This is a genomic window from Herbaspirillum lusitanum, assembly GCF_046025995.1.
GTDB classification, from domain to species: domain Bacteria; phylum Pseudomonadota; class Gammaproteobacteria; order Burkholderiales; family Burkholderiaceae_D; genus Herbaspirillum; species Herbaspirillum lusitanum_A.
This window is the reverse complement of sequence record NZ_JAQQFM010000002.1, coordinates 123,021-144,399: the sequence shown is the minus strand read 5'-3', so window position 1 is coordinate 144,399 and position 21,379 is coordinate 123,021. Positions and strand designations below refer to the sequence as shown.

Below are 21,379 nucleotides of genomic sequence, written 5' to 3'. Positions count from 1 at the left end.
CCGCTGCTTCTTCGCCAAAGCAGCGCGACGGTCAATTTCTTCAATTTCTTCAAACTGCCTGACGCAACGTACGCAGTCCTTTTCAAAGGTCTTACCGCAAGCTTGTTTTACTCCAAACCCGGATCAGCTTCAGCCTCATCAACCTGGAGCCGATTGTTGAGATCGACTCTGGTACCGGTTCCAGAAAAACCCTAAACAGGCGTCTGTTGAACGGATGGAGCGAAGCTGTTCGCGGCCCGGGATTTCTTCGCCACGTCGCTGCTGTGCGCCGTGCTGTCATTGCCTGCCATGCTTGAACCGCGCTTGATCAGCTTGCCGTCCAGCAGAATTTCCATGCGCACCGAACGCTCGCCGTTGATGCGCGCCAGCAGGCGCTCGATCGCAGTGAAGCCGATTTCGTAGGTCGGCTGTTCGATGGTGCTGATGCCGCAATCCACCAGCGGCGACCAGGTCAGCTCATCAAAACACAGCAGACCGATATCTTCGGGAAACTTCAGTTTCATGCTGCGCAGGGCCAGTGCAATCTGCAGCGACACCATGCCGTTGCCGGCCAACAGCGCCATGCGGCCCTTGCTGTGGCGGCGGCGCTGGAAAAACTCCTGCAGCACCACGGCGACATGGCCGGGCTGATCCAGATGCACTTCCAGCGTTTCGCCATGACTGCCGGGCTGGGTCGCCATCGCCTGCAGGAAGCCGTTCTGCCGTCCCTGACGCGAACTCACGCCGTACAGCGGCTGCACCACCAGCGCGATGTCGGTATAGCCCTGCTCCAGCAGATGACGCGTCGCCAGTTGCCCGGCGCCGATATTGTCCAGTCCGACCAGATCGAAATCGCAGCCTTCGATGCGGCGATCCAGCAGCACCACCGGAAACGCCGCCTGCCCCAGCTCACGCAGCGGCGTCACATTGCGCCCCTGGGTGTTGAACAGCAAACCTTCGACGCTATAAGAGTGCAGCGCCGCCAGCGACAGCTGCTCGCGTTTTTCATCATTGCCGGTATTGCACAGCATCAGCGTGTAACCGTATTTCTGGCATGCGGCTTCGGCGCCGTGCAGCACCGCGACCGAATACGGATTCAGGATATCCGCCACCAGCATGCCGATCAGCCTGGTGCGTCCGCCCTTGAGGCCGCGCGCCATCTGGCTCGGATGATAACCGAGCCGGGTAATTGTCTTGTCGATCTGTTCCCGCAGGTGCACCGACAGCGCATCGAATTCGCCGCCGAGGAAGCGCGATACGCTGGTTTTCGACACGCCTGCCTCACGCGCGACTTGCGCAATCGTGACGCGCTCCGTGCCGCCGCCTGCCGGGAGCTTGCTATGGTTTTGTCTCACTCTGCCCGCCAAATCGATTGATTTTTATCTGTTGATTTGTGCTACCGGTTCCGGGGCTACTTTTTTGTGGAATCTTTGGAACCGGTTCCAAGATAGCAGCGTGAAAATTCTTTTGCAAACTTTTTTCAGATGAAAATTTTGATCAAAAACGATGAATTGATAGCGGATGAAATTAGCTTTTACTCGCTTTTATTTTGCGCTGCAGAGCAGCAAATTCACCCTCGAAATGTCAATTCGGCATCGCCTCGCCCGTATTCAAGAATCCTTGCAGGCAGGAGCAGCATGCCCTCGTCACTGCATGCACGATTACGTGCATCTGCTGCAATGCAATTTCCGGCCTCCACAATCAGGACGAATCATTGCCGCATGACATCGAAAAACCGGCGCACCCGGGACTGAAATACGTACCGGGTGTTTTTATCGCGCATAAAAAAAGCGCTCAATGAGAGCGCCTTGAGCAATTCCTGAGCACACAAACACATTCACGGCTCGCGCCTGTCGTATTTCTACCGGAATCTTGTCACAGCTTATGCTGCGTTACCGCTTCCAGCACGATGGGACTCAGCTCCGCGCCGCCGCCATCCACGTATTGCATCAGCTCGCGCCGCATGCGCGGCTCCCAGAAGCGCCTGATATGCGCCGCCAGATCGGCCACCGCCTGCGGATGATCCGGCATGGTCGAGAAGAAGGCGCCGATCTGGTTAGCCATCTTGATCAGGTGTGAAGTATCCATAGTCGTCCTCGTCGATCCTGCTTCTTCCGTTTATCGGCATTCCTGTATTTGTCCGCCGGCTTTGCCCGCGCCTTCAACGCAGCCGATGCGGCCGCGCATACACCACATGCCCCTGCCGCCGCACGAAACCCAGCAAGGTGACATCGGTCTCTTCCGCCAGCCGGATCGCCAGCGCCGTCGGCGCCGAGATCGCGGCGATGAAGCCGATGCCGACCGTGGCCGCTTTCTGCACCATCTCGTAACTGGCGCGGCTGGTGATGATCAGCGCACCGCCGGCGAAATCTTCACCGGCTTCGGCCAGCGCGCCGATCAGCTTGTCCAGCGCGTTATGCCGGCCGACGTCTTCACGCACCAGCGCAATCCGGCCGTCGGCGCGCAGCCAGGCCGCCGCGTGCGTGGCCCCGGTCAGTTGCTGCAATTGCTGGCCTTGCTGCATCTGTTCCAGCGCGGCGTGAATCTGATCGATACTGAACTGCGCGCCCGCATGCGCCACCGCAGCCGGATGCCGGACCGCCTGCTCCAGCGTTTCCGCGCCGCACAGGCCGCAGCCGGTGCGGCCGGTCAGATTGCGGCGTTTTTCCTTGAGCGCGAGGAAACGCTCGGTCGCCACCTTCATCTGCACCTGTATGCCGTCCGCCCCCGCCACGATTTCGCAATCGTAGAGTTCGCTGGGGTCGGCCAGAATGCCTTCGGTCAGCGAAAAGCCCAGCGCAAAATCTTCCAGATCGGCCGGCGTCGCCATCATCACGGCATGCGAAATGCCGTTGTATTCCAGCGCAATCGGCACCTCTTCAGCCACGACGTCTTGCACCGTCTCACGCCGCCCGTCGCGCCAGCGCTCGACCTCGACGCGTGCCGAGGTATCGAATTCGCCGGCGACTTCATTGCCGGTGGGGATGGGACATGCACTCATTGACTGACTTTCTTTAAAGCTGAAGTTCTGCTGTTGATCGAGGCGGCGCTACTTTGTCACCAAAGGCTCAGCCGCCACCGCCTTCTCGCCCTGCAACAAATCCAATTGCTCACGGTTGAAGCGCTGGTAATGCTGCTGCCATTGCGAGGGCTGGGTCACTGGCATCACCTGCACCGCCGTCACCTTGTACTCGGGGCAGTTGGTGGCCCAGTCGGAGTTGTCGGTGGTAATCACGTTGGCGCCCGATTCCGGAAAGTGGAAGGTGGTGTACACCACGCCCGGCTGCACGCGTTCGGTCACGGTGGCACGCAATACGGTATGTCCGGCGCGCGATTCTATACCGACCCAGTCGCCCTCTCTGATGCCGCGATCCTCGGCGTCGTGCGGATGCACCTCCAGCCGGTCTTCGCTGTGCCACTGCGAATTCTCGGTGCGCCGCGTCTGCGCCCCGACGTTGTATTGCGACAGGATACGGCCGGTGGTCAGGATCAGCGGATAACGCTGCGTCACCTTTTCATCGGTGGCGAAATACTGGGTATTGAGGAACTTGCCCTTGCCCCGGATGAAGCTGCCGATGTGCATGATGGGCGTGCCTTCCGGCGCGTTGTCATTGCACGGCCACTGGATGCTGCCCAGCTGTTCCAGACGCTGATAACTGACGCCATGAAAACTCGGCGTCAGCGCCGCGATTTCATCCATGATTTCCGACGGATGATTGTAAGCCATCGGATAACCGAGCGCTGCGGCCAGCGCCACCGTGACTTCCCAGTCGGACTTGCCGGCCTTGGGCGGCATCACCTTGCGCACGCGCGAGATGCGGCGCTCGGCATTGGTGAAGGTGCCATCCTTTTCGAGGAAGGATGAGCCGGGCAGGAACACGTGGGCGTACTTGGCGGTTTCGTTGAGGAACAGATCCTGCACCACGATGCATTCCATCGCCTGCAGCGCCGCCGCCACATGCTGCGTGTTGGGGTCGGACTGCACGATGTCTTCCCCCTCGCAATACAGGCCCTTGAAGCTGCCGTCCAGCGCAGCGTCGAACATGTTGGGAATGCGCAGACCCGGCTCGGGATTGAGCGTCACGCCCCAGGCCTGCTCGAAAGTGGCGCGCACGGTCGAATCCGAAATGTGCCGATAGCCGGGCAACTCATGCGGGAAGGAACCCATGTCGCAGGAGCCCTGCACATTGTTCTGCCCGCGCAGCGGATTGACGCCCACGCCTTCGCGCCCGACGTTGCCGGTGCACATGGCCAGATTGGCGATACCGATCACCATGGTCGAACCCTGGGCATGCTCGGTCACGCCCAGCCCGTAATAGATGGCGCCATTGCCGCCGCCGGCGAACAGACGCGCCGCCCCGCGCACGGCGTCGGCGGGCACGCCGGTAACGGCGGCCATGGCCTCAGGCGAATTCTCGGGACGCAGCACGAACTCCTTCCAGTCGGCATACGACTTCAGATCGCAGCGCTCATTGATGTAATCCTCCTGCTGCAAGCCCTCGGACAGAATGACATGCGCCAGCGCCGTGATCAGCGCGACATTGGTGCCGGGCCGCAGCTTGAGGTGATAGTCGGCCTGAATATGCGGCGACTTCACCATCTCGGTGGTGCGCGGGTCGATCACGATCAGCTTCGCGCCCTGACGCAGGCGGCGCTTCATCTGCGAGGCAAACACCGGATGGCCGGAGGCCGGATTGGCGCCGATGATCATGATCACGTCCGACTTCATGACCGAGTCGAAAGTCTGGGTGCCGGCCGATTCACCCAAGGTTTGCTTGAGGCCGTAGCCGGTCGGCGAATGGCAGACCCGCGCGCAGGTGTCGACGTTGTTGTTGCCGAAGGCGGCGCGCACCAGCTTTTGCACCAGATAGGTTTCTTCATTGGTGCAGCGTGAAGAGGTAATGCCGCCGATGGCGTCCTTGCCGTGCTTCGCCTGAATCCGGCGGAACTCGCTGGCGGCGTAGCTCAGCGCTTCTTCCCATGAGACTTCCTGCCACGGGTCGCTGATGTGCTTGCGGATCATGGGATTGAGGATGCGGTCCTTGTGCGTCGCATAGCCCCAGGCGAAACGGCCCTTGACGCAGGAATGGCCGTGATTGGCCTTGCCGTCCTTGTACGGCACCATGCGCACCACTTCATTGCCCTTCATCTCGGCCTTGAAGGCGCAGCCGACGCCGCAATAGGCGCAGGTGGTGACCTTGCTGTGCTCGGCCTGGCCCATCATGATCACGGTCTTTTCGGTCAGCGTCGCGGTCGGGCAAGCCTGCACGCAGGCGCCGCAGGAAACGCACTCCGACTCCATGAAGGAATCCATCTGTCCGGCCGACACGCGCGATTCGAAACCGCGGCCGTTGATGGTCAGCGCGAAGGTGCCTTGGGTTTCTTCGCAGGCGCGCACGCAGCGGTTGCAGACGATGCATTTGGAGGGATCGTAGGTGAAGTAGGGATTGGACTCATCCTTCTTCATCTCGATGTGGTTCTCGCCTTCATAGCCGTAGCGCACCTCGCGCAGGCCGACGGCGCCGGCCATGTCCTGCAGTTCGCAATTGCCGTTGGTCGGGCAGGTCAGGCAATCCAGCGGATGGTCGGAGATGTACAGCTCCATCACGCCGCGCCGGATCTCGGCCAGTTTCGGCGTCTGCGTCTGCACCTTCATGCCGCTTTCGCAGGGTGTGGTGCAGGAGGCAGGATAGCCCTTCATCTTGCGCCCATCCTTGCCTTCGATCTCGACCAGACACAGGCGACAGGAGCCGAAGGGCTCCAGACTGTCGGTGGCGCACAGCTTGGGCACGTTGACGCCGGCCTCGACCGCCGCCCGCATCACCGACGTGCCGGCCGCCACCGTGACGCTGACGCCGTCGATCTCCAGTGTGACTTGCTGCGCCGCGCTGCGCTGCGGGGTACCGTAATCCGTTTCATTGAGCTGATTCATGACGCAACTCCTTGCTGAATACCTGAGGTGAATAAGTGATCTGGCTGGGATGAATGCAGGATAAATTTCAGGCCGCTCGCTCCGCCGGCGCGCCGAAATCTTCCGGAAAATGATTCAGCACCGACAGCACCGGGAACGGCGTCATGCCGCCCATCGCGCACAGCGAGCCGTTGACCATGGTGTCGCACAGGCTGCGCAGCAGATGAATTTGCTGCGGCCGCTGGTGATCCTGATTGGCGATGATCTTGTCGATCACCTCCACCCCGCGCGTGGAGCCGATGCGGCACGGCGTGCATTTGCCGCAGGATTCGACCGCGCAGAATTCCATGGCATAGCGCGCCTGTTTTGCCATGTCGACGCTGTCGTCGAACACCACCAGCCCGCCGTGCCCGATCATGGCGCCGATGGCGGCGAAGGCTTCGTAGTCCAGCGGCGTGTCGAATTGTGAAGCCGGCATGTAAGCGCCCAGCGGGCCGCCCATCTGCACTGCACGAATAGCCCGCCCGCTTTCGCTGCCGCCGCCGAAGTCCTCCAGCAATTGCCGCAGCGTCAGGCCGAAGGCTTTCTCGACCAGGCCGCCGTGCCTGATGTTGCCGGCCAGCTGGAACGGCAAGGTCCCCATGGAACGGCCGACGCCGTAGTTTTTGTAAAAGGCGGCGCCGCGCGCCATCACGATCGGCACGCTGGCCAGCGAGATGACGTTGTTGATCACGGTCGGCTTGCCGAACAAGCCTTGCAGTGCCGGCAGCGGCGGCTTGGCGCGCACCACGCCGCGCTTGCCTTCCAGGCTTTCCAGCAAGGCGGTTTCTTCGCCGCAGATGTAAGCGCCTGCGCCCTTGCGCACTTCCAGCCTGAACGTCCGGCCGGAACCGAGGATGTTGTCGCCCAGATAGCCGTGCTGTCCGGCGACGGCAATCGCTTCTTTGAGCGCCGCAATCGCATGCGGATATTCCGAGCGCACATAGATGTAGCCCTGCGTGGCGCCGACTGCAATCGCGGCGATGCTCATGCCTTCGATCAGCATGAAGGGATCATCTTCCATCACCATGCGGTCGGAGAAGGTGCCGGAATCGCCTTCGTCGGCATTGCAGACGATGTATTTGCGGTCGGCCTGCGCGGCCGCCACGGTCTGCCATTTGGTGCCGGTCGGGAAGGCCGCGCCGCCGCGTCCGCGCAGGCCGGAATCCAGCACCTGCTGCACCACGGCGGCCGGCGTCATCTGCAAGGCTTGCTGCAGACCGGCATAGCCCTCGTGCGCCAGATAGTCGTCCAGCGACACAGGGTCGGTGATGCCCACCCGGGCGAAGGTCAGGCGCTCCTGATTTTTCAGATAGGGAATGTCTTCCGTCACGCCCTGCCGCAAGGGGTGATCACCGCCATCCAGAAAATCGGCATCGAACAGCGAGGGCACGTCTTCCGGCACCACCGGACCATAGGCCACGCGGCGCGACAGCACATCGACTTCCACCAGCGGCTCCAGCCAGAACATGCCGCGCGAACCGTTGCGCACCAGCCGGATGGACAGACCGCGCTTGTGCGCTTCGTCACTGATGGCGGCCGCCACCTGGTTGGCGCCGAGCGCAATCGAGGTCGAATCGCGCGGGACATACACGGTGATGGCGGCGCTCATGGTGCACCTCGCTTGGCCTGCATCAGGCGCCGGAATTTTTCACTGCCGACACGCGCGTGCAGATCATCGTCGATCGTGATGTTGGGCCCGCAGGCACATTGTCCCAGGCAATACACCGGCTCCAGCGTGAACAGGCCGTCGGCCGTGGTCTCATGAAATCCGCAGCCGAGCTGCTGCTGCACCTGCGCGGCCAGCGCCTCGGCGCCGCGCGCCTGACAAGCCTCGGCGCGGCATACCTGCACCACGTGCTTGCCGGCCGGCTGCTGGCGGAAGAAGTGATAGAAGGAAATCACGCCATGCACCTCGGCGCGCGAGACGTTGAGCTCGCTGGCGATCATCGGCACCGCGTCGGCCGGCACATAGCCGACCTTCTCCTGTATCCCGTGCAGGATGGGCAACATGGCGCCCGCCATCCCCTTGCGTTCGGCGATGATGCCGCGCACCGCCGCCACGTCGAAACTCTGTTGCCTGTCCATTGAAGTCTCCTGCCTTGCGTTGATGCGGCCGTCGTCCCTTCGGGATCTGCTGGCCGGCCGCGTTTTTCAAATGAAACCGGGTACGGCTTTGCCTTGGCCCGAAGCGCGGCCAGCCTGATGCATGTGAGGTAACAGACGGGGGACAAGAATGGAGCGTGCCTGCGCCATGTCGATGGCGCAGGCACACGCGGAACCATGGAAAATGGCGCCGTGGATGGATACAGCTGGTCTCCGTTGTTGCATGTTCTCCCTGCCTTTTACGGTTGGTACTGAACACTGCGGATGCGGGCTGCCGGCGTAAGCTGCCCGGACGGTCCCTGCTCCTGATTTTTGATAGTCGCTGACACAAGCCGCCGGCGAATGCGTGCCTTGCGGCTTGTGTCAGCGGCTTTCGCCGCTGGCCGGCACCCTCGCAGGCGCCGACCGGTATTGCCTGACCTTCAGTGGCAGATCAGCGGAACAGCACGGCCGACTTCTGCAGCACCAGGGTGATGCCCCATACCAGCGGGATGCCCACTGCTGCCCATGCCAGGCCGATCAGCGCAGGGTTGCCGCCGGAACCGATCTTGGACATGTCGTCCGACGAGGCGGTCGCCGCCGCTTCGGCCGCTGACTTCTCGTGCGCCAGTTTCTTTTCATGCGCCAGTTCATCCGGCGTCATGAAATGCTTGGCGGCGACCGGGCGGATCAGCAGGTTGCAGAGCAGACCCACCACCAGCATGCCGGCCAGGATGTACATCGTGGTGTTGTAGACCTGGTCCTTGGGCATGCCCAGCGACAGTTGATACTCGCGCATGTAGTTCACCACCACCGGGCCCAGGATGCCGGCGGTCGCCCACGCGGTCAGCAGGCGGCCGTGGATGGCGCCCACCATCTGGGTGCCGAACAGGTCGGCCAGGTAAGCCGGCACGGTAGCGAAGCCGCCGCCGTACATCGACAGGATGATGCAGACTGCGCCGACGAACAGGGCCACGCTATGACCCTTGGCCGACCACGGCAGGCTGACGTACAGCACGAAGCCCAGCACGAAGAAGATCGCGTAGGTCATCTTGCGGCCGAAGAAGTCCGAGCACGAAGCCCAGGCAAAACGACCGCCGATGTTGAACAGGCTGATCAGGCCGGTGAAGCCGGCCGCCAGCGCGGCGACTGCCGCCTTCTGTTCGATCGAGAGGTCGTTGAAGCCGACGTCCACGCCCAGCAGGTGACCACCGAACACTTCCTGCAGCATCGGCGAGGCGATGCCGATCACGCCGATACCGGCCGACACGTTCAGGCACAGCACCAGCCACACCAGCCAGAACTGGGGAATGCCCCAGACCTTGGAGACGTGCACATGGTTCTGGGTGATCATGGTGCCGCTGCCGGCGGCAGGTGCTGGCGGCGTCCAGCCGGCCGGCTTCCAGCCCGAAGGCGGTACGCGGTAGCCGAAGGCGCCGGCCATCATGAACACGAAGTAAATGATCGCCATGACGACGAAGGTTTCCCACACGCCGACCGAGGTCGGGGTGGCGAACTTCTTCATCAGCGCATCGGCCAGCGGAGTGCCGACCAGCGCGCCGCCGCCGAACCCCATGATGGCCATGCCGGTCGCCATGCCGCGACGGTCAGGGAACCACTTGATCAGGGTCGAGACGGGCGAGATATAGCCCAGGCCCAGGCCAACGCCACCGATCACGCCGGAGCCCAGCCACATCAGCCACAGCTGGTGAGTCTTGACGCCCAGCGCCGAAATCAGCAAGCCGCCGCACCAGCAGATCGCCGACACTACGCCTGCCTTGCGCGGGCCTGCATGTTCCAGCCAGCCGCCCCAGATCGCAGCGGAAATGCCGAGCAGCACGAAGAACATGGTGTACATCCAGCCCAGCATGGAGATTTTCCAGTCGCAGCTGGAGGAAAATATTTGCTCGAAGAAGCCGATATCGGGTGCACAGGCAATCGCGGACGTTACCCCTAACGCCTTTGACAGTGGCAGCCAGAACACGGAAAAGCCGTAGGCCATCCCGATACACAAGTGAATGGCGAGCGCCGCAGGCGGAACCAGCCACCGATTAAAGCCCGGTTTGGCAACCGTGTGTTCCTTGTTCAGGAAGTCGAAAGCCATTATTCCTCCGTTTTTATAAGGTGTGGATGTTGATGGAGGGAGGCGGTTGCAAAGCCGGTCAGAGCGCGATTTCCCGAAAATCACACCCATCTTTGCGACAATCTCCCTTGCTATATGCATAATATTGCATATATTTTTTATCGAACTAGCAGGATGCCGGGAAGTTACCACCGAAAACCCGCCCATTCAATATGCTATATATTACATATATATGTATAAAGTTCACATCAAACCCCACTGGGAAATCTCCTACGACGCCGAGCCTCCGCTCGACACCGCCAACCTGCTCACGCTGCTCACCGCAGTCCAGCAAAGCGGTTCCATCGCACAGGCCGCTCAGCAGATCCGCCATTCCTATCGGCACGCCTGGGGCCTGTTGCGGGAAGCGGAGCGCATTTTCGGCAATCAACTGATCAGCAGCGGGCGTGGTCGCGGCACCACATTGACGGACTTTGCCAACAAACTTCTATGGGCGGACCGCCTGGTCAGCGCGCGTTTGTCGCCGACGCTGGACAGTCTGGCGTCGGAACTCGAAATCGAGCTGGGCAAAACCGTGGAAGGCAAATCGGAAACGGTGCGCCTCAACGCCAGCCACGGTTTTGCGGTGGCGGCGCTGCTGGGCAAGATCAATGAAGCGCGGCTGCCGGTGGAAGTGCGCTACCGGCACAGCACCGATGCGGTGGCCGCGCTGTCGCGGCAGGAATGCGACCTGGCCGGCTTTCATGTGCCGCTGGGCCAGTTCGAGCGCCCCGCCATCGCCGCCTATGCCAAATGGCTGAACAAGCGCAGCGATTGCCTGATTCATCTGGCGGTACGCAGTCAGGGCCTGTTCGTGGAGCCCGGCAATCCCAAGAACATCAGGACCCTGGCCGACCTGACGCGCAGCGATCTGCGCTTCGTCAATCGCGAGGCCGGGTCCGGCACGCGCATGCTGCTGGAGCTGATGCTGGCCGGCGAAGGGATTTCCCACAAGAAGATCAACGGTTTCGAAAACACTGAATTCACGCACTCGGCGGTGGCCGCCTTCATCGCCAGCGGCATGGCCGATGTCGGCTTCGGCGTGCAGACTGCCTCGCATCGCTTCGGCCTGGAATTCATCCCGCTGGTGCGCGAGCGCTATTTCTTCGCATTACCGGCCGCCTCCTTGCACGATCCGCTGATCCGTTCGGTGATCGACATCCTGCAGTCGGAATCCTTCCGCTCGGTGGTCAACAACCTGGCCGGCTACGACGCCAGCGATACCGGCAAGATCCAGACGCTGAAGGACGCCTTCGGCTGATGCACTGATTCACCCGAAGGCGATGCAACTGAACCGACAAGTCGGCACTGACACGCGCCGCCGACGCGCGCACCGCGGTGTTTATCCGCACCGCTATCGGTGAATGCCTGTATGATCCCGCTCCCTCCCGCATTCATCGCTGATCCATCCCGGATGAATGCGCCGGATCCTCTCTACATCGCATCATTCGCTTCATGAACTTACACTCGCTCGATCCCCATCTGCTGACACTGCTTGACCTTGAATCAGCGGAGCAAGCCGACAGACTCCCGCAAGAAGACATCGCCACGGTCGCGCGCAACGTGCACGTGCTGATGGCAGACTATCCGGCGGTGCTGCTGGCGCCTCATCTGCAGCGCGAGCTGAGCCGCAGCGCGCCCGACCTGAACATCATCATTCAGCCCTGGCTGGGTGCAAGCGCCGCCGTCGATCGCATGGAACGCGGCGAGACGGATATCGCGGTATCCGCCATGCCAAAGCTCAGCGCGACCTTTCAGCAACGCGAAGTCTTGCAGGAGCGCTATGTGGTGGCGATGCGCAAGGACCATCCGGCCGCGCAAAGGCTGACACTGAAGAACTGGCTGGCCTATCCGCATGTGATCGTGTCGGGCAGCGGCGCCAGCCAGGGCGCGCTCGACGGGGAATTGCGCACGCACGGCCTGACGCGAAGAATCGGCATGGTGGTGCCGAGCTTGCTGATGGTGCCGGCGCTACTGGAGCAGTCGGACCTGATCGCCATGCTGCCGGTGCACTGCGTACCAAAAACAGCGGCGGGCCGGGAACCGGCGCTCGCCTGCTTCCGCCCTCCGCTGCCGCTACCCGGCTTTCCGCTGCATCTGGTCTGGCATAAACGGCGCGATGAAGACATCGCGGTGCGCCATGTGGCGCAGACACTGGAACGCATCTTCAAAGAACAATTGGCCTGAGCACCAAGTTGCCGGCAGAATCAGGCCGGCAGCGTGATCTCAACCAGATGCTCGCGCTGATCGTTGACCATCACGACCCACTCCGCCTGCTGCTCCAGCCCGTCCAGCAACAAGCGTCGCGCTGCGCCCTCACCGCGCCGCACGCGGATCAGATACGAGGTATCCCAATAGCGATAGCGCATCTCGTAGCCGCTCCAGTCGGCCGGCAGCGAAGGCTTCAGCCGCAATATCTCGGCCTCCACCGTCAGACCCAGCAGCGACTCCACGATCAAGCGATACATCCAGCCGGCCGAGCCCGTGTACCAGGTCCAGCCGCCGCGCCCCACATGCGGCGACACCGCATACACATCGGCCGCAATCACATACGGCTCGACCTTGTAGCGCTGCACCTCTTGCGGCGTGCGGGCATGATTGAGCGGATTGATCATGCCCAGCAATTCCCAGGCGCGCGCGCTGTCGCCCATATGCGCAAAAGCCATCGCCGTCCAGATCGCGGCATGCGTGTATTGCCCGCCGTTTTCACGCACACCCGGCACGTAGCCGCGAATGTAGCCGGGGTTCTGCTCGGACTTGTCGAAGGGCGGATCGAGCAGCTGGATCAGCGACTCGTCGCGTCGCACCAGCCTGCGGTCAACCGCCTGCATCGCCATGCGCGAACGTTCGGGCGCACCGGCGCCGGACAGCACCGACCAGCTTTGCGAGATCGAGTCGATCTGGCATTCGGCGTTTTGCGACGAACCCAGCGGCGTGCCGTCGTCGAAATAGGCCCGCCGATACCATTCGCCGTCCCAGGCGTGCTGCTCTATCTGCTGCTGCAATTGCTGCGCCTGATCGCCGCAGTAAGCCGCGAAGTCGGCATCGCCGTGCAACACCGCAATTTCGGCAAAACGGTTCAGGACTTCATGCAGGAAGAAACCGAGCCAGACGCTTTCGCCGCGCCCCTGCTCGCCCACCTTGTCCATGCCGTCGTTCCAGTCGCAGGAGCCCATCAGCGGCAGACCATGCACGCCGAATCGCAGTCCGTGACGAATCGCGCGCACGCAATGTTCATACAGGCTGCCGGTCTGGGCCGAGCGATTGGGCAAGTCGTAGTAGGAATCCTCATCCTGATTCACCGCCCGCCCTTCCAGAAAATGCACCTGTTCCTGCAACACGCCGGTGTCGCCGCTGCTCTTGACGTAGCGCTGCACCGCCAGCGGCAGCCACAGGTAGTCATCCGAACAATGGGTGCGCACGCCGCGATCGGTCGGCGGATGCCACCAATGCTGGACATCGCCCTCGACGAACTGATGTGCCGCGCACAGCAAAAGATGCGCGCGCGCCAGCGCCGGTTCGCTGTGCACCAGCGCCATGGTGTCCTGCAACTGATCGCGGAAACCGAAAGCGCCGCCCGACTGGTAATAACCGCTGCGCGCCCACAGACGGCAGGCGATGGTCTGATACAGCAGCCAGCCGTTGGCCAGCACATTGAGCGCAGGATCGGGGCTGTCGATATGGATGGTACCCAGCGTGCGATTCCAGTAGGCATGCACCGCCGCCAGCGCCTCCTGGGCGGCCACCGCGCCGCAACTGCGCTGCGCCAGATGGCTGATGCCGGTCTGGCGCGCATCGGCCATGCCGAGCACGAACACCAGCACCCGCTCCTGGCCCGGACTCAGTTCGAACGGCACCTGCAGCGCGGCGCAGGGATCGAGCCCGGCGCCGACCCGGCCAGAGAGCCGCGCCCGTTCCAGCGCCGCCGGCTTTTGCAATGAACCGTGGCGACCGATGAATTCATTGCGGTCGCCGGTCACGCTGCGCAAAGTAAGGTCGGCGTCCACATTGAAGAAGGCTACGCGTTCGACGAAGTCGGTGTTGTAGCGATTGCGCGCCAGTACGGCGCCGGAGGCGGCGTCGCTCTCGGTGACGATATGCATCGCCGATTTGGTGCGGGCGTCGCCCAGCACCCACTCGACATAGCCGGTGGCGGACAGCTTGCGCCTGACATCGCCGCCGTTGCGCACCCGCAGCACGGAGTATTTGACGGCGGCGTCGGTCGCCACATACACCGTCAACTCCGAAAACAGATCGCCTTCCATATGCTCGAACACGCTGTAGCCGAAGCCGTGGCGCGTCAGATAACTGCCTTCGCCGCAACGCGGCAGCGGCGTCGGCGACCAGCTCACGCCGCTTTCTTCATCGCGCAGATAGTAGGCCTCGCCGCCGCTGTCGCAGACCGGGTCGTTGTCCCAGGGCGTGAGACGGAATTCATGCGCGTTTTCGCCCCAGGTATAGGCTTGCCCGCTTTCCGACACGATGCTGCCGAACTGCGCATTGGCGATGACATTGATCCACGGCGCCGGCGTCGGCTTGCCGGCGGCGGTGGTGATCAGGTATTCGCGGCCGTCCGGCGTGAAGCCGCCCAGACCGTTGTTCAGAATCAGTTCTCGCACCGGCAGGCGCGCCGCCTTGCGTTCCTCGCGCAGCGGCAACAGCGCCGCCAGCGGCGCAGTCCGTTCCGGCACCAGGCGCGGCATGCGCACATCCATCAGATCGCGGCGGTTGAGCTGCTCGGCCAGACTACCGCGGCTGTCGCTCAGGATGATGCGCGCCACCGACTGGAACAAGACCCGGTCTTCGTCCGAGATCTGCTCCAGCAGGCGCACGAAAATGCCGCCCGGCCTGTCGATGGCATGGGCGCCGGTGACCGATGAAATCAGGCCCATGATCTGTTCCTGCAAGACCTGGCGATAACCGGCGTGATCTTCGTTCCAGATCACCAGATCCACCGCCAGCCCCTTGGAGCGCCAGTAGGCATGCGCCTGCACCAGCTGGCGCACCAGCTCGATATTGTCCAGATCCTTGATCTGCAGCAGCACGATAGGCAGATCGCCCGAGATCGCATAGCTCCACAGCGCAGACTGACCGCGCTGATTGCGCGCCAGAATCGCGGCGTCGGCGCGCAGCAAGGGATTGACGTAGATCACCGAACTGGCCAGGCGCCCGTACAACTGGGCATCGGCTTCGCTGGCATTGAGCTGGCGCAGGCCGACCTGATTGTGAGTCCAGGACAGCTCGACCACGCGGTCGGCCATGTGCCGGTCCTGATATTTACCGATCAGCTCGACACAGGTTTCGCGCGAGGCGGCCACCCCGGTCACGATATCGACCGTGACCGCCTGTTCGGCTTCCAGCGTGATCCGGTAGCGGATCGCCACAATCGGATCGAGCACCGAACCGGCGCTGTCGCTCAACGGCCCGGCCTCGCGCATGGCTTGCGGCGCAGCCGTGGTGCGGCCGCGCCCGATGAATTTCAGACGGTCGGTTTCGTAGGAAACGGCATCCACCTTCGCCCCATGACTGGCCATCAGATGGAACATCCAGGGCATCTGATCGCTGACCGAACGCGGCCGGCGGGTACACAGAATCGCCTGGCGCGCGCGGTCGATCTCGGTCTGCACGAACAGATTGCTGAAGGCCGGATGGCTGGCGTCGGCCGCCGCTGCCGCCAGCACGACCTCGGCGTAGGTCGTGACTTCTATCGTGCGGCGTACACGCGAGCGATTGGTGATGCGGGTGCGCCGCAATTCGATATCGTCCTCCGGCGACACGACCACTTCCATGTGCATGTCGAAGTGCTCGTCGCTGCGGCGGAATTCTGCGCGGCCTTCGGAGAAGATGACTTCGTAGTTGTCCGGCGGCGTCATGCTCGGTTGCAGCCCGGCCGACCAGAAGCGGCTGCTTTCAACATCGCGCACGTAACAGAATGCGCCCCAGTTGTCGCGCGTGGCGTCTTCGCGCCAGCGCGTCACGGCCAGCCCGTTCCAGCGGCTGTAACCGCCGCCGGCGCTGGTCATCATCACGTGATAGCGGCCGTTGGAGAGCAACTGCACTTCCGGCGTGCGGCCGTCCGGACGCGACAGCACACGCATGTGCTGTTCATGATGGCCGGCCGCAGAGCGGATGTCGGCCAGATCGGTGGTGTTCGAATAGCTGGCGGTCGCCTTGGGCACCCGCTCGTGCAGCAGCGACATGGTGGCTTGCAGCAAAGGATCGGACTCAAAGCGTTTTTGCATGGGCCGGTCAAGCAGTACATAGGCCAGCGACAAAAAGCCCATGCCCTGATGGTGCACCATGAAGGATCGCACCAGCACGCTATCCTGCCCGCGCGGCAGGCGCGACGGCGTGTAGTCGATCGCTTCGTAGAAACCGAAGCGCCCTTCCGCCCCCTCCTGCGACAATTTCTGAAGATTCATGCAGGCCTGCTCCGGCGCCACCATCAGCGCCATCACGCTGGCATAAGGCGCAATCACCAGATCGTCGCCGAGGCCGCGCTTGAAACCCATGCCCGGCACGCCGAAGGCGCGGTATTGATAATTCAGGCTGGCGTCGAAGCTGTTGTAGCCCGACTCCGAAATGCCCCAGCGCACGCCGCGCTGCGCGCCGTACTGAATCTGACGCTCGACCGCCGAACGGTAGGTCTGGTCGAGCAGGGTCTGGGCAAAGGTCGGCATCACCAGCAGCGGCATCAGATACTCGAACATGGAGCCGCTCCAGGACAGCAGAATCGGCTCGCCGCCGGCGATGGTCAGTTGCCGTCCCAGCGCAAACCAGCTCTCCTGCGGCAACTGGCCCTGGGCGATGGCGATGAATACCGCCAGTCTGGCCTCCGAAGCCAGCAAGTCATAGCAGCCGGCATCGCGCCGCCGCTCGGTGACGTTGTAGCCGATGGTCAGCAGATGGGTGGACGGCTCGTAGAGGAAACCATATTCCATGCGCGACAACTGCTCGGCCTGCAGCGCCAGCGCGGCAATGCTGTCGATGCGCAATGCAGCATGGCGACTGCCCTGCTCCACCTGCTGCATCAGCCGGGCGCCCGATGCGCGGCTTAGCGCAGCCTCGCCGGCCGGCAAGCGTTCAAACGCTGTTTGCAGATCCGTATGCAGTTGCGCCAGCCGACGCAGGCTCGGCACTTCCGCCAGCGCCGGGAAATACGGTATCCATTCTTCCAGACCGCCCGCCAGCCAGGGCGCCAGCGTGCGCAACTCGGCCAGCACAGACCGGCATTGATTGGCCAGCGCATGCGCCCAGCCGCTGGAATCGGCGTCGGCATCTGCGCTGGCGTTCAGGTCGGCGGTGATGGCGACGGCATGGTCATCCAGGCGCGTCAGCCATGCGTGAATCTCGATCAAGGTATGCGGCGCCGACAGGCTGGCCGCTTCCAGTTCGCGCTCGAACAAGGTCCATGCGGCAGGCGGATGCTCTTCCTGCGTGGCCAGCAGCATGACGTAGGTATCGCGAATGCCGGACAGCACGCGCGGGCCCAGAATCGAGGCCTCGGGCAAGGCCAGCAAACCGGCCCGCAAGGTCAGCAGATGCCCGGCCAGATTGCCGCTGTCCACGGTCGACACATAGGCCGGCGGCAGCGGTTGCAGCGTCTGCGTGTCATACCAGTTGAACAGGTGGCCGCGATAGCGCTCCAGCCGGCTCATGCTGTCAAAGGTATTGCGGGTGCGCTCCAGCAGCCGGCCGGCGGCGATGTAGCCGAAATCCCAGGCCGCCAGACTGGCCAGCAGCGACAGCCCGATATTGGTGGGCGAAGTGCGATGCGCCACCACTTCGGTCGGATGCATCTGCACATTGTCCGGCGGCAGCCAGTTGTCGGCCGGTCCCACATAAGTTTCGAAGAACAGCCAGGTCTTGCGCGCCAGACTGAACAGATAGCTGGTCTGGCCACCCGTCACGCGTACCTTGCGACGTGGTATCGGCTGGCTGATCCACCAGGCGACAGTCGGCGCGATCCACCACAAGAGCAGAACCAGAGCCGCCGCCGGCAGCGCCGCCGGACGCTGGGCCAGCAGCCAGCCGGCGCTCGCCAGCGCCAGCAAAGGCGCCAGCCACATGCGCTGGTAAAAGGACCACAGATCATTGCCCGAGCGCGCCCGGCTATCGCCCGACACCCGCCATTGCAGCAGCAGGCGATGCGATATGAGTACGCGCCATTGGGTGCGCAGGATGGCATCCAGGTTATAGGCCGCCTCATACGGCAGGAACGCCAGATTGAGCGCGACATGCGCCAGTTGCAGCCGGGCCGCATGCACGGTCGCCGCCACATGCTGGGTCAGCAGCACATCTTCCGGCTTGCGCAGCAATTCCAGCGACAGTGAACACAAGGCCGGCAGCAGCAAGATGGCCAGCAAGGCCAGACTCAGAAACCACGGCGAATGCAGCAGACTCCAGCCCAGCAACAGCATGGCCGTCAGCGCGACCGGCACCAGGCTGCGCCGCAGATTGTCGAACAGCTTCCAGCGCGACAGCGCCGACAAGGGGTTGGCCTGGCGTGTGATACGGCCGCTGGCGGCATGACGTCCGGCCGGCACCTGCGGCAACAGCCAGGAGGCGACCTGCCAGTCGCCGCGCACCCAGCGATGGCGGCGCGCGGCATCGGCGTTGTAGCCGGAAGGATAGGACTCGTAGAGCTGCGCATCGCTGAGCAGCCCGGCTCGGGCATAGCAGCCCTCCAGCAGATCGTGGCTGAGAATGCGGTTGTCGGGCATGCAATCGGCCAGCACATGCTCGAAGGCATCGACGTCGTAAATGCCCTTGCCGACGAAAGAACCTTCGCCGAACAAATCCTGATACACGTCGGAAACCGTGCGCGTGTAAGGATCAATGCCGGTCTCGCCGCCGCACAGCAACTCATAGCGCGAAGCCTCGGCGCCCGGCAGGCTGACCGCTACACGCGGCTGCAGGATGCCGTAGCCTTCGCGGATGCGGCGTACATTCTTGTCGTAGCGCGCCTGATTCAGCGGATGAGCGATGGTCGCCACAAACTGGCGGGCCGACTCGCGCGGCAACTCGGTGTCGGTGTCAAGCGTGATGACGTAACGGATATTGCTCAGCCCGCCGCTATCGCCGGCCACCAGTGAAAACGCATCGGGAGCGCCGCCCCGCAAGAAGTGATTCAGATCGCTCAGCTTGCCGCGCTTGCGCTCCTGCGCCATCCAGGTGCCCTCCTGCTGGTTCCAGCGCCGCGGCCGGTGCAACAGCAGAAAGTGATCGCCGCCTGCGCGCGGATAACTGCGATTGAGTTGGGCGATGCCCTGCCGCGCCAGCTCCAGCAAGAGCGCATCCTCCGGCATGGTTTCGGTGACCGCGTCGGCGAAATCGGTCAGCAGGCAAAACCGCAGATTGTCGTCGCGATTGGCGAGAAAACTTATCTCCAGCGCATCGCACAGACTGGCGGCATCTTCCGCCGTAAACAGCATGGCCGGCACCGCCACCAGCGTGGAAAACTGGCGCGGAATGCCGGCCGAAAAATCCATGCGCGGCAGCCGGCGCGGCGCCACCAGCAAGGTCGCCAGCCAGTTCACCAGCGCCAGCGCCAGATGGCTGCCGGCAACCAGCGCCAGCAGCATCAGGCCGGCCAGCAGCCAGTGACCGGCGCCGTCGGCATGGGCACGGGCGCCGATGGCGCCGGCCACGGCCAGACTGATCAGGCCGATCGCGCCCAGATACATGGAAAGCGGATGACGGTGCATGCCTCGCTGCAGCCGGGCCCAGGCGGCAAAACGGCATCCTGCAATCTGCTCCAGTTGCGGCAGGCCCTTGCCGATCAGGTAATAGCCGACATGCGCCACGTGCGGCGTGGCTTGCGATAGCGACGGGAAAAGCGGAGCAGCTGCCGGCGCATCAAGATCTGCATGGCCTCCGGAGCGATCCGGCGCAGCCTGCGCAGCCGCAAGCCTGACTGCAGTCTCCGCCACTTCCAGCTCCGACATGTTGCTGTCGCGGGCCAGCTTTTCCACCACGTGGCGGTATTGATCGCGGGTGGCGAAATCCATGCGCGTATAGGCGTCGCCGGGGTCAAGGCACAAGGTCTGATTGACCGCACTCATGGTTTCCACGAATTCACGCCAATCCATGGTGCTGAGAAAACGCAGGCTGCCGATGCTGTTGCTGATCGAAACCTGATCGGCAGCCTGACGCTGGGTTTCTGCCAGCACCAGTTGTTCTATGGTCTGGCCGCTTTCGGCCAGATGCTGGGCCAGCCAGGTGAGCGGCAAGGTCAGCGCCGAACTCTGGCCTTGCAGGCGTCGCACCAGCTCGGCCACGAAAGAGCTGTCCATAGGCGGATCGGAGCGCGCCATGTCCGCCACCAGCAGAATCAGGTCGCCCGGGCTGCGCTCGGTCACCTCGACCATGGCATCGGCCCATTCGTGCGCCAGATTGCGATTGATGCGGGTGGTCGCCAGCCGCGTCGATACGCGCCTGAGATTTTCAATCAGGGCCAGCCGCAGCATGATGGGAATGGCCCATAGCTCGCCCAGCTTGAGCACGCTGATCTGCTGATAGGCGGCCACGAAACGGCTCAGGCTTTCCGGATCCAGACGGCCATCGCCGTGCGAGATGATCTCCAGCGCGATGTCATACACGCGTGGCTGCCCGGCAGATCCGTTGCGCAGCAATCGCGGCAGCTCCTTGCTGTAGTTCTTGGGCAAATGGCGCTTGGCGGTGCGGATCTGCTCTTCGATGAGATAGTAATTGTCGAGCAGCCACTCGGCCGCCGGCGTGACCTGGCGTCCGGCGCGTATGGCGGCGGTGAGCTGACTGCAGGCATCGATGATGACCACTTCGTTATCGGCCAGACGCTGCAACAGCTCATCCCGCGATTTCTGTGCGCTGAGCTTGTGCGCCCGCGCCAGCACGCGGCCATGCTGCTCCATCTGCAAGGCACTGAACAATTCCGCCCGCAGCGGTGATTCTTCGATGACCGGCAGCGCTTCACCGGCCGGCCAGAGTTTTTTCAAGGCGCGCAGGTAGGCGAACCGCGGCGGGATATCTGCTTCCACTGATGAGCTTTCTCTACATCCGCTCAATCCCGTCAACGGGACCGCGGAAAACGTGAATACGACGGCGCTGCGGCCAAGGCCGGAGCGGCTAGCAAGCTGAAGGAATGAATTGGGACACGCCGTTCCGGAGGCGGATCAAGGTGCGCAGGATTGCGCAATGAAGAGAGCCTGAAAATCGCCTTGCGGCGGTCTGCGGCTAGCAGTTTTTAAGGACATCGGGGCCGG

10 protein-coding genes are annotated in these 21,379 nt (G+C 63.0%); 2 read left to right on the top strand and 8 right to left on the bottom strand.

Annotation, left to right across the window (positions count from 1 at the left end):
• Positions 1 to 191: 191 nt before the first annotated feature.
• The 7 genes from PQR62_RS03675 to PQR62_RS03645 form a co-directional block, all read right to left on the bottom strand.
• Positions 192 to 1,334: a LacI family DNA-binding transcriptional regulator gene (locus PQR62_RS03675; protein WP_408154934.1), complete on the bottom strand. Its 1,143-nt coding sequence runs from the start codon at positions 1,332 to 1,334 to the stop codon at positions 192 to 194.
• Between the two features lie 520 nt (positions 1,335 to 1,854).
• Positions 1,855 to 2,067, bottom strand: coding sequence for a formate dehydrogenase subunit delta (locus PQR62_RS03670; RefSeq protein WP_408154932.1), 213 nt, complete (start codon positions 2,065 to 2,067; stop codon positions 1,855 to 1,857).
• A gap of 73 nt (positions 2,068 to 2,140) precedes the next feature.
• Positions 2,141 to 2,980: a formate dehydrogenase accessory sulfurtransferase FdhD gene (gene fdhD / locus PQR62_RS03665; RefSeq protein WP_408154930.1), complete on the bottom strand. Its 840-nt coding sequence runs from the start codon at positions 2,978 to 2,980 to the stop codon at positions 2,141 to 2,143.
• 48 nt (positions 2,981 to 3,028) lie between these two features.
• Positions 3,029 to 5,911, bottom strand: coding sequence for a formate dehydrogenase subunit alpha (gene fdhF, locus PQR62_RS03660; RefSeq protein WP_408154928.1), 2,883 nt, complete (start codon positions 5,909 to 5,911; stop codon positions 3,029 to 3,031).
• Positions 5,912 to 5,978: 67 nt separating this feature from the next.
• The gene (locus PQR62_RS03655; RefSeq protein ID WP_408154927.1) at positions 5,979 to 7,541 is read right to left on the bottom strand and encodes a formate dehydrogenase beta subunit; all 1,563 of its coding nucleotides are present in this window, start codon (positions 7,539 to 7,541) and stop codon (positions 5,979 to 5,981) included.
• Positions 7,538 to 8,017 (bottom strand): formate dehydrogenase subunit gamma, encoded by a 480-nt coding sequence (locus PQR62_RS03650; RefSeq protein WP_408154925.1) that lies wholly within the window; start codon positions 8,015 to 8,017, stop codon positions 7,538 to 7,540. Before PQR62_RS03650 ends, PQR62_RS03655 begins: the two co-directional genes overlap by 4 nt.
• Before the next feature lie 451 nt (positions 8,018 to 8,468).
• Positions 8,469 to 10,118, bottom strand: a complete 1,650-nt coding sequence (locus tag PQR62_RS03645) for an OFA family MFS transporter (protein WP_408154923.1) — start codon at positions 10,116 to 10,118, stop codon at positions 8,469 to 8,471.
• 211 nt (positions 10,119 to 10,329) lie between these two features.
• Here PQR62_RS03645 and PQR62_RS03640 point away from each other — a divergent pair, with 211 nt between their 5' ends.
• Together PQR62_RS03640 and PQR62_RS03635 are read left to right on the top strand one after the other, a co-directional pair.
• On the top strand, positions 10,330 to 11,397 hold the full coding sequence (locus PQR62_RS03640) for a substrate-binding domain-containing protein (protein WP_408154921.1): 1,068 nt from the start codon (positions 10,330 to 10,332) through the stop codon (positions 11,395 to 11,397).
• A gap of 194 nt (positions 11,398 to 11,591) precedes the next feature.
• The gene (locus PQR62_RS03635) at positions 11,592 to 12,323 is read left to right on the top strand and encodes a LysR substrate-binding domain-containing protein (protein ID WP_408154919.1); all 732 of its coding nucleotides are present in this window, start codon (positions 11,592 to 11,594) and stop codon (positions 12,321 to 12,323) included.
• A gap of 20 nt (positions 12,324 to 12,343) precedes the next feature.
• Here the strand turns inward: PQR62_RS03635 and PQR62_RS03630 are convergent, their stop codons facing one another.
• Complete coding sequence (locus PQR62_RS03630; RefSeq protein ID WP_408154917.1) at positions 12,344 to 21,154, bottom strand: glycoside hydrolase family 94 protein; 8,811 nt, start codon at positions 21,152 to 21,154, stop codon at positions 12,344 to 12,346.
• Positions 21,155 to 21,379 lie beyond the last annotated feature (225 nt).